A 9,705-nucleotide genomic window follows, 5' to 3' on the forward strand; every position below is an offset into this window, starting at 1 on the left:
CGCAGCGGCGCCGCCGCCGCGCTGATCGCCGCCGACCGGGTGCGCGCCCGCGGCACCGACGTGCTGGTGGCCGCCGCCGACCGCCGCGACGCCGAGCCCGGGAGCGACCTCGAGCCGCTGCTCGGCGACGCCGGCGCCGCCGCCCGGCTGGGACCGTCCGCGGATGGCGACCTCGCCGATCTGCTCGGCACCGCCTCGGTGGCCGGCGACCTCCCCGACGCCTGGCGCCCGGCGGGGGAGGAGGACGTCCGCCGCGCCGACGCCGCCTTCGCGCCCCGCCTCACCCTCGGCCCGGGGGTGCGCGCCGCCCTGGTGCGCGCCTGCGCGGAGGCGGGGGTGGAGCCGGGGGCGATCGCCGCCCTCGCCGCCGGCGGCGCCGAGCAGCGGCTGCTCGCCCAGGCGGCCGAGGCCGCCGGGGTGCCGCCGGGCGCGCTCGGCGGGTCGGCGCGCGCCCTCGAGGCCGCCGGCGACTCCGGCAGCGCCTCATCCTGGGTCGCGCTCGCCGCCGCCCTCGACGGCGCCGCCCCCGGCGACCTGATCGCCCAGGTGGCCTCGGCCGGTGGCGGTGCCGACGTGCTCGTCTGGCGCGTTGGCGCCGGCGTCGAGGCCTGGCGCGCCGCCGGCGGCAGCGGGCTCGCCAACCCGCGCGGCGAGGAGATCCCCTCCTACACGCGCTTCCTGCGGCTGCGCGGCCGGATCGGCGCCGAGCCGCTCAGCCCCTACACCTCGGCGGCGCTGCTCTGGCGCGAGGGCGGCGACGAGCTCCGCCTGCGGGGGAGCGAGTGCCCCTCCTGCGGCTGGTTCGCCTACCCCCGCCGGCCCCTCTGCACCGTCTGCGGCGGCCGCGAGCTGGTCGACCGGCGGCTGAGCCGGCGCGGCACCGTGGTGACCTGGACCGAGGACCACGTCTTCCCCAGCCCCGAGCCGCCGACGGTGATGGCGGTCGCCGAGATGGACGGCGGCGGTCGCTTCTTCGGCCAGATGGCGGGGCCCGCCCCCGGCGGGGTCCGCGCCGGGCTGCCGGTGCGGCTGGTGCTCCGCCGCCTCCACGAGGGCGGCGGGATCGTCCACTACTTCTGGAAGCTGCTGCCCACGCAGGACCCGGGGTGAGCGGGAGGCTGGCGCGTGAGGTGGCGGTGGTCGGGGTCGGCGAGACCCGCTTCGGCGAGCTCTTCGACCGCGGCTATCACCAGCTTGTATGTGAGGCGGGGCTCGCCGCCCTCGACGACGCCGGGATCGGCCGCGAGCAGGTCGAGGCCGCCTGGCTGGGCACCGCCACCCCGGGGGTGAGCGCGCTCGCGGGCGACGCCGGCACCGACCTCAGCGAGCCGCTCGGGCTGCGCGGCATCCCCGCCACCCGGGTGGCCAACTACTGCACCACCGGGATGGAGGCGGTGCGCGCCGGCGCGCTCGCGATCGCGTCGGGGATGTACGACACCGCGCTGGTGGTGGGCGCCGAGAAGATGCGTGACGTCCCCGCCCGGGGCTCGCTGCTCGCCCGGCACATCCTCGAGACCCACCCGCTGCTCGCCAAGGGGCGCACCGCCCCGGGCCAGTTCGCGCTGCTGGCGACGCGCTACCTCGCGGAGCACGGCTACGACCGTGAGGTGCTCGCCGCCGTCGCGCTCAAGAATCACCACAACGGGGCGCGCAACCCGCGCGCCCACTTCCGGAAGCCGATCACCGAGGAGCAGTGGGCGCGGGCGCCGATGGTGGCCTCGCCGCTCGGCCTCTACGACTGCTGCCCCACCACCGACGGCGCCGCCGCCGCGGTGCTGATGTCGCGCGAGGGCGCGGAGCGGCTGGGCCGTCCCTATGCGCTGCTCACCGGGATGGGGCTGGCCACGCACGGCGGCTACTTCACCACCCAGTTCGACCCCGACTCCGACTTCCTCGGCTTCCCCGCCACCCGCGCCGCCGCCGCCCAGGCGTACGCCCAGGCAGGGATCGAGCAGCCGGCCCGCGACCTCGACGTCGCCGAGTGCCACGACTGCTTCACGATCACCGAGCTGGTCAACTACGAGGACCTCGGGCTCTGCGGTCGCGGCCAGGGTGGCCGGATGGCGGCCGAGGGGCGCACCCGCATCGGCGGTGACATCCCCGTCAACACCAGCGGCGGGCTGAAGGCCTGCGGCCACCCGATCGGCGCCACCGGGGTGCGGATGGTCGCGGACATCGTCGACCAGCTGCTCGGTCGCGCCGGCGAGCGCCAGGTCGAGGGGGCGCGCCGCGGCCTCTGCCACACCCTCGGCGGCCCCGGCATCGTCAGCTGCGTCATGGTCCTGGAGGCGGCGTGATGAGGCCGACCATGCGTGCCTGGCGGGCCCACGAGCTCGGCGAGGCCGCCGACGTCCTCCACCTCGACGAGGTCGAGGTCCCGAAGCCCGGCCCCGGCGAGGTGCTGATCGAGGTCGAGGCCGCCGGGCTCAACTTCCCCGACGTGCTCCTGCTGCGCGGCCAGTACCAGGAGCGGCCGCCGCTGCCCTTCACCCCCGGGCTCGAGGTCGCCGGCCGGGTGGTGGCGACCGGCGCCGGGTCGCGGCTCACCGCCGGCCAGCGGGTGGTGGCGGTCGCCAGCCCTCCCCGCGGCGGCCTCGCCGAGCAGGTCTGCGTCGCCGCCGCCGACGTGCTGCCACTCCCCGACGGCATGTCCTCGCTCACCGCGGCGGCGATGCTGATCACCTACCAGACCGGCTACCTCGCCCTCCACCGCCGCGCCCAGCTGCGCCCCGGCGAGAACCTGCTCGTCCACGGCGGCGCCGGCGGGGTGGGCTCGGCGGCGATCCAGCTGGGCTGCGCCGCCGGGGCGCGGGTGATCGCCACCGCGACCGGCGCCGAGCGCGCCGAGGCCTGCCGCCGGCTCGGCGCCGACGTCACCGTCGACAACACCGCCGCCGACTTCGTCGAGGTGGTGAAGGAGGTGACCCGGGGCCGCGGCGCCGACGTCGTCTACGACCCGGTGGGCGGCGACGTCTTCGACCGCTCCCGCCGCTGCGTCGCCTTCGAGGGGCGGATCCTGGTGATCGGCTTCACCGGCGGGCGCATCCCCGAGGTCCCCGCCGGCCACGTCCTGGTCAAGAACTACGCGGTGGTCGGGGTCCACTGGGGCCTCTACCGGCGGCTGCTCCCCCACGTCGTCCCCGACATCCACGAGCACCTCGTCGACCTCCACCGCGAGGGGCTCATCGATCCCCTGATCGGTGCCGAGCTCAGCTTCGAGGAGGCCCCCCTGGGGATCACGATGCTCGCCGAGCGGCGGGCGCTGGGGAAGATCGTCGTCGTCCGCTGAGTCGGGCGAACCCCACACTCCCCACGAAGCTCCCGACGGCGACGAGGACTGCAGTCGCGACGGGCGCCGTTCGGCAGCCCGCGACAAAGGCGATGATCGCCACGCAGGCCACGTCCGCAACGAACCTTCGCAAAGACCAGAAGCGTCGGCACGGTCCCAGAATTCACGCCGGCGCGCACTGCAAGACTTGTGAACGGCTCTCGTTGAAGTCGCCGTGAGGGATGTGGCCAGAGAGGCCGCAAACCGCACCGTCAGGCCCGGTTGGACTTGCTGGGCCGATGTCGTGCAGCGGACTGGAAGGACTGGGACTGATGAACATCCTGGAGATCGGCAGCCTCAAGATGCTGCTGGCGCCGAAGGTGCAGGCTGCCCTTCTGGCGAGCCTGGCAACCCTGTACGGGGCGTCGGCGGCGGCACCGAGCAGCACCACCGGCACCGCGCTGCTCAGCGGATGCAACGGCGGTGACGGCAGCGCCGGTGGCTCGGCGATGGCCACCGGCGGCAGCGGCAACGGCAACGGTGGCAACGGCGGCAGCGCCACCGGTACCGGGGGCTCGAGCGTTGGTGGCAGCGGTGGCAGCAACGTGTCCACCGCTGGCAGCGGCGGCAGCGGCGGCGGCGGCAACGGCACCTCGGTCGCGGTCGCGGGCAACGGCGGCAACGGTGGCAACGGCGGTGACGGCTGCAACGGCAGCGTGCTCGTGCTCAACTACGCGAGCAGCAGGACGACGGTGCTGAGCGCCACCGGCGGCTCGGGCTGCAACGGCGGCGCCGGCGGCGCCGGCGGCGCCGCGCTGTCCACCGGGGGCAGCGTCAACGGCAATGCCGGCGACGGAGGGGCGGCCACCGGCACCGGCGGCTCCAGCACCGGCCCCGGCTCCGGCACCGGCGGCGCCAACACCTCGACCGGCGGAGGCGGCGGCGCCGGAGGCGGCGGCAACTCCACCGCCGCCGCGGTCGCGGGCGCCGGCGGCAACGCCGGCAACGGCGGCGGCGGATGCAACGGCCCGCTGGTGATCGCCACCCACGCCAAGAACTACAAGGGCAGTCCGACCGCCAACGGCGGCATCGGCTGCAACGGCGGCAGCGGCGGCGCCGGCGGCACCGCGGTGGCCACCGGCGGCGACGTCAACGGCAACGCCGGCAGCGGCGGCGCCGCCACCGGCAGCGGCGGCGGCGCCACCGGTGGCAGCGGCGGCGGCACCACGTCGAGCGCGGGCGGCGGCGGCAACGGCGGCGCTGGCAACGGGACCGCCGGGGCGCTCGCGGGCGGTGCCGGCAGCGGCGGCGGCGGCGGCTCCGGCTGCAACGGGGGCGTGCTCATCATCAGCGGCAGCGGTCCCAAGGGCGGGAAGGTCGTCCAGGGGAGCAGGGGCAGCGGCTGCGCCGGCGGCGGTGGTGGCGCCGGCGGCGTGTCCGTCACCGGCTCGAGCGTGAGCTCGTCCGCCTCGGGGTTCACCGGCAATGCCGGCTCCGGATGCGCCGCGGGCATCGTCGTGTACGCCGGCAACCCGCCCAGCCACAGCGCCATCAAGAAGGCTCAGCAGAAGGCGAACAAGAAGCACCACTGAGCCCGGCGCGCTGGGCGGATCGACACATTGCCAGTCCAAGTCCTGGGCCCCGCCGGAGACGGCGGGGCCCTAGGGCGGGGCGCTCACGGAGGAACGCCATTCGGCCCAACCGTTGGGCACTCGCGCGGCAACGCGCACAACTGGGGAAGCAGAACCGAGCCCACAGCGGCTCACCATCAACAGAAGGGGAACAGTCAGGTGAACGGAACTCGGCTTCGGATCACTCGCTACGTCGCGACCATCGGCGTCGCGGGTGCGATCGTGATCGGCGGAATCGGCAGCGGTGTCACCGCCTCTGCGAAGGCAAGCAGCGGCCACAACAAGCAGAAGCAGACCCAGAAGCAGAAGCAGACCAACAAGCAGAAGCAGAAGGTCACCCAGGGCAGCCCGGTCGGCGGCAACGGCGGCAACGGCGGCAACGGCGGCAACTCCGCGGCCACCGGCGGCAGCGGCAACAGCAACACCGGCAACGGCGGCAGCGCCGCGGCCACCGCGGGCGCCGGCGGAGCGGGCACCGGCGGCAACTCCAGCGCCACCTTCGCGCAGGGCAACCCGACCGGCGGCGCCGGCGTGGGCGGCGCCGCCAGCGCCAGCACCACCAACGGCAACGCCGGCGGCGGCGCGGGCGGCAATGGCGGCAACTCCAGCGCCGCCACCGTCACCGGCAACGGCGGCGCGGGCACGGGCGGCGCCACCGGCGACGCCAACAGCACCAACGGCGGCAACGCCGCCTCGACCAGCGGCCCGGCCGCGGGTGGGGCCGGCGGCGGTGCCACGGGCGGCGCCTCGGGCGACGCCAACGGCACCTCGGTGACCGGCAACGGCGGTTCCACCGGCAGCGCGGACGCGACCGGCGGGGCCACCGGCTCCTCCACCAGCGGCGCGGCCACCAGCGGAGCGGCCACCGGTGCCAACGGCGGCAACTCGGACACCGGGTCCTGCACCGGCGGCTCCGGCGGGTCCGCCAACGGCGGCGCCGGCTCCGGCAACGGCAACGGCAACGCCAACGGCACCGGCGACAACAACGGCAGCGGCAACGGCCTCGGCGGCGGCAACTCGCCCGGTGCGACCGGCGACGGCAACGGTGTCGGCAACAACGGCGGCGGCGGCACCGGCGGCGCCGGCGCCAGCTGCACCAACAGCGGCGCCGCGGGCGGCGCGGCGGCGGCGAACACCTCGGGTCCGGCGGCCTCGGGCGCTTCCAGCAACTCCGGCGGCACGGCGGCCGGCGGCAGCAACACCGGCGGCGACGCCAACGGCGCGCCGGGGACCGGCGGTCTCACGGCCGGTGGCACCGGCACCGGCGGCGCCGGCGCCGCCGGCACCAGCACCAGCAGCCCCGCGGTGGGCGGCAGCTCCGCGGGCGGCACCAACACCGGCGGCCAGGGCAACGGGGCGGCGGCCAACGGCGCTCCGGCGGCCGGCGGCGACGCCAGCGGCGGCGCGGGCGCGGCGGGCACCAACTTCGGCGCTCCCGCCACGGCCAACGCGGGCCAGGGCAACGGCGCTGCGGGCACCAACAACGGGGCTCCGGCGACCGGCGGCAACTCCAGCGGCAACGGTGGCGCGGGCGGCACCGCCACGGCGACCGGCGCCCCGAGCGGCGACGGTGGCTCGAACGTCGGCAACGCGGTCGCGACCGGCGGCGCCGGCGCCGAGGGCGCCCCGGGCGCTCCGGCGAGCAACAACAACGCGCAGACCTCCAAGCAGACCAACACCCAGACGCAGAAGCAGAAGCAGACCAGCACTGCGAAGACGATCAACAACAGCTAGTCGTCGTGACCCGGGGGGTGGCCACCGTGGCCACCCCTCCGGTGCCCCGACGGAGTCGGGGGGAAAGGGGGCCCCGGGGCGTGACCCGGGGCCCTTCTTCGTGCTCCGGGTTCCCGCGGCCGCCGCAAGACCGGCGACGGTGACTCCGTTGACACACTGGACCGGGGACCCGCCACCCCGGCCGCCCTGCCCACCGGGTGCGGCGCCCGAGCCGGCCTCCGACGGGGGCGGGCGACCTCGGCGGGACGCTGGGGGACGGAGCGCATGCGCCGGATGAATCGACGGTCCGCGGTGGGTCTGCTCGTGCTCGTGGTCCCCGCGACCGCGCTGCTCGGAGCCATGGTGGGCCGTGCCGCTCCCGGCCTCGTCCCCGGCATCGCCGCCGCCGGTCCCGCCTCGACGACGTTCACCCACCCGGGAGGTGGCCAGCGCTTCACCGTCCCCGCCCGAGTGACCAGCGTCCACGTGACCGTGGCCGGGGGATCGGGTGGCCGCGGCGGGGGAGGGGCCGCGGGTGGCCAGGGCGCGGTGGTGACCGCCGACGTCCCGGTGACCGCGGGGACCACCCTGGTCATCGACGTGGGGGGGCCGGGCAGCTCCTCGACGCTCGCCTACAGCGGCGGCGGCGGGGGGGCGTCCTCCGACGTGCGCGCCATCCTCCCCGGCTCTCCGGGGACACAGTCGTCGCGCCTGGTGGTCGCCGGCGGCGGCGGCGGTGGCGGCGGGGCCGGCACGGTCCCGGCCGGTGGCGGCGGCGTGGGCGGGGCCGCGGACACCGGAGGGGCGGGCGCCGCGGCCGACGGCGGTGGCGGTGGGGGCCGTGGCGGCCTCGCCGACGTGGCCGGCTCGGGCGGCAACCCCGGCGGCTTCGGTGGCGGGTACAGCGCCGGTGGCGCCGGTGCCCTCGCCAGGGTGGGCTCCGGCAACGGCGGCGGTGGCGGCGGCGGCTGGTTCGGCGGGGGCGGTGGCGGCGCCGGGCTCCGCGGCGCCGGCGGCGGCGGCGGCGGCGGCGGTGCCAGCTGGGTCACCCCGCTCGCGACCGGGGCGTCGGTGACCCTCGACCCCGCCGGCCGGGCCGCGGTGACCATCTCTCCCGCGCCGGTCACCGGCGTCGGCCTCCCGCCGGTGGTGCATGCCATCGTGATCGGCGCGCTCGCGCTGGTCATCGTCATCTGCCTGGTGCTGCTCGTCCGCGGCCAGGGGAGGAGGACCCCGCCTCCGGGTGGCGCCGGCCGCTCCACCGTGAGCCCGCGTCCGCTGACGGAGACGGTCAGGGTGGCCGCCGCGGATCCGGCGCCCGTCGGGGCAGGCGCCGGCGGCGGTAACGGCAGCGCCGGCCGCCGCGGCCGTGATCACGCGGAGCGGTGATCGCGGGCGGTCGCGGCCCGGGCCCCGATCACAAGAACGCCGGCCCGGCGCCGTTGTGAGACCAGGGAGTGCGCCTCCCACGCCCGCGGGTCAGGCCAAGGAAGGGATTCGATGAGACTGCTGCCGGGAGCCAGGCCGTCCCTGGCGCTGCTCGCAGGCGCGTGCGGGCTGGCGGCGCTGACGGCGACGGGACCTGGTGAGGTCCGCGCCGCAGCGGCGTCGCAGACGGCCACGGGGCACGCCTCGCCGACCCCACGCCCGACCACCGCCTCCACCGCGGCCCCGCTGCACACCCCGGCCGCGACCACCCCGGTGCCTGCCACCCCGGCTCCGGCACCGGCGGCGACCGATGTTCCCAGCCCCGCCCCATCGGCGGCGGCGACGCCCACCCCCGCGGCCTCCGCCCCGCACGCGCACGACATCACCGCGCTGGTGCCGTCGATTCCCCGGTACAGCCTGCCCACCTTCATCGTGGTGCCGGTGGGCACGCCCCCGCCGGTGCCCCGGATCGTCTCCCCGGGCGGGGTGATCGCCCCCTACTCGCCGTACCCCACGCCGATGGCGCTGTCGACCTCGACGGCGCAGGCGACGCCAGGACCGCTGTCGCCGCCCACCGCCGTCCCCGCGGCGACGGTGGCCTCGAGCGCCGCGGGCCCCTCCACGGGCGGGCGCGGCGGTGGCGGAGGAGCCGGACCGACAGCGCTCCTCGGCGTGGCCCTGGCGGCCGCCTTCATCACCGTCACCGAGCTCCGCGACCGGCGCCGTCCGGCCTGACCGGGGCGCGGCCGCGGTGGGGCGGAGGGGGCGGGCGTCCCCGCTACCATCCTGACCATGGACTTCGCCTACACCGCCCGGGTCGAGGAGCTGCGCTCCAGGCTCCTCGACTTCATGCAGAGCCACATCCATCCCGCCGAGGCGGTGTTCCGCGAGCAGGTCGAGGCCCAGGGCGACCCCCACGTCAGCCCGCCCGTGATGGGGGAACTGACGGCGGAGGCCCGCCGGCGCGGCCTCTGGAACCTCTTCCTGCCCGACCCGCGATGGGGCGCGGGGCTCACCAACCTCGAGTACGCGCCGCTCGCTGAGATCACCGGGCGCAGCCCCTTCATCGCACCGGAGGCGCTGAACTGCCAGGCGCCGGACACCGGCAACATGGAGATCCTCGCCCAGTTCGGCACCCCCGAGCAGCAGGAGCGCTGGCTGCGTCCGCTGCTCGACGGCGAGATCCGCTCCTGCTTCTCGATGACCGAGCCGGAGGTGGCCAGCAGCGACGCCACCAACATCCGCAGCAGCATCCGGCGCGACGGCGACGAGTACGTCGTCAACGGCCACAAGTGGTGGACCAGCGGCATCGCCGATCCCCGCTGCCGGGTGATCGTCTTCATGGGCAAGACCGACCCGGAGGCCGACCCCCACCAGCAGCAGACCATGGTGCTGGTGCCCGTCGAGACCCCCGGGGTCAGGGTGGTGCGCACCCTGCCGGTGCTCGGCTTCGACGAGGGCCACGGCCACTGCGAGGTCAGGTACGACGACGTGCGCGTGCCCGTGACCAACCGCCTCGGTGACGAGGGCAGCGGCTTCGCCATCGCCCAGGCGCGGCTCGGTCCCGGGCGCATCCACCACTGCATGCGGTCGATCGGCATGGCCGAGCGGGCCTTCGACCTGATGTGCGAGCGGGTGCGTGGCCGGGTCGCCTTCGGCAAGCCG

The 9,705-nt window shown here is 76.7% G+C and carries 8 protein-coding genes; all 8 read left to right on the forward strand.

Features of this window, described 5'->3' with window-relative positions; translation table 11 throughout:
• Nucleotides 1-1,110 (forward strand): OB-fold domain-containing protein (locus VGL20_14290; GenBank protein HEY2704851.1); only part of this gene is annotated, 1,110 nt, incomplete at its 5' end.
• Nucleotides 1,107-2,297 carry an acetyl-CoA acetyltransferase gene (locus VGL20_14295; GenBank protein HEY2704852.1) on the forward strand — a complete coding sequence of 397 codons (1,191 nt, stop codon included), beginning with the start codon at nucleotides 1,107-1,109 and terminating at the stop codon, nucleotides 2,295-2,297. The genes VGL20_14290 and VGL20_14295, both read left to right, overlap by 4 nt.
• A gap of 11 nt (nucleotides 2,298-2,308) precedes the next feature.
• A complete protein-coding gene (locus tag VGL20_14300; protein HEY2704853.1) occupies nucleotides 2,309-3,289 on the forward strand; it encodes an NADPH:quinone oxidoreductase family protein in 981 nt (326 codons plus the stop codon).
• 311 nt (nucleotides 3,290-3,600) lie between these two features.
• The gene (locus tag VGL20_14305) at nucleotides 3,601-4,860 is read left to right on the forward strand and encodes a hypothetical protein (GenBank protein HEY2704854.1); all 1,260 of its coding nucleotides are present in this window, start codon (nucleotides 3,601-3,603) and stop codon (nucleotides 4,858-4,860) included.
• Nucleotides 4,861-5,121: 261 nt separating this feature from the next.
• Complete coding sequence (locus VGL20_14310; protein ID HEY2704855.1) at nucleotides 5,122-6,633, forward strand: hypothetical protein; 1,512 nt, start codon at nucleotides 5,122-5,124, stop codon at nucleotides 6,631-6,633.
• A 291-nt stretch (nucleotides 6,634-6,924) separates the two neighbouring features.
• Nucleotides 6,925-8,001: an IPTL-CTERM sorting domain-containing protein gene (locus tag VGL20_14315; GenBank protein ID HEY2704856.1), complete on the forward strand. Its 1,077-nt coding sequence runs from the start codon at nucleotides 6,925-6,927 to the stop codon at nucleotides 7,999-8,001.
• 111 nt (nucleotides 8,002-8,112) lie between these two features.
• The gene (locus VGL20_14320; GenBank protein ID HEY2704857.1) at nucleotides 8,113-8,775 is read left to right on the forward strand and encodes a hypothetical protein; all 663 of its coding nucleotides are present in this window, start codon (nucleotides 8,113-8,115) and stop codon (nucleotides 8,773-8,775) included.
• 57 nt (nucleotides 8,776-8,832) lie between these two features.
• The coding region (locus tag VGL20_14325) for an acyl-CoA dehydrogenase family protein (GenBank protein ID HEY2704858.1) at nucleotides 8,833-9,705 on the forward strand (873 nt) is incomplete at its 3' end.

This window comes from Candidatus Dormiibacterota bacterium (genome assembly GCA_036495095.1).
Lineage (GTDB): Bacteria > Chloroflexota > Dormibacteria > Aeolococcales > Aeolococcaceae > CF-96.

Coding starts and splice junctions, on each gene's coding strand:
- VGL20_14300 (HEY2704853.1), top strand. CDS start 2,309: ATGCGTGCCTGGCGGGCCCACGAGCTCGGCGAGGCCGCCGACGTCCTC.
- VGL20_14305 (HEY2704854.1), top strand. CDS start 3,601: ATGAACATCCTGGAGATCGGCAGCCTCAAGATGCTGCTGGCGCCGAAG.
- VGL20_14320 (HEY2704857.1), top strand. CDS start 8,113: ATGAGACTGCTGCCGGGAGCCAGGCCGTCCCTGGCGCTGCTCGCAGGC.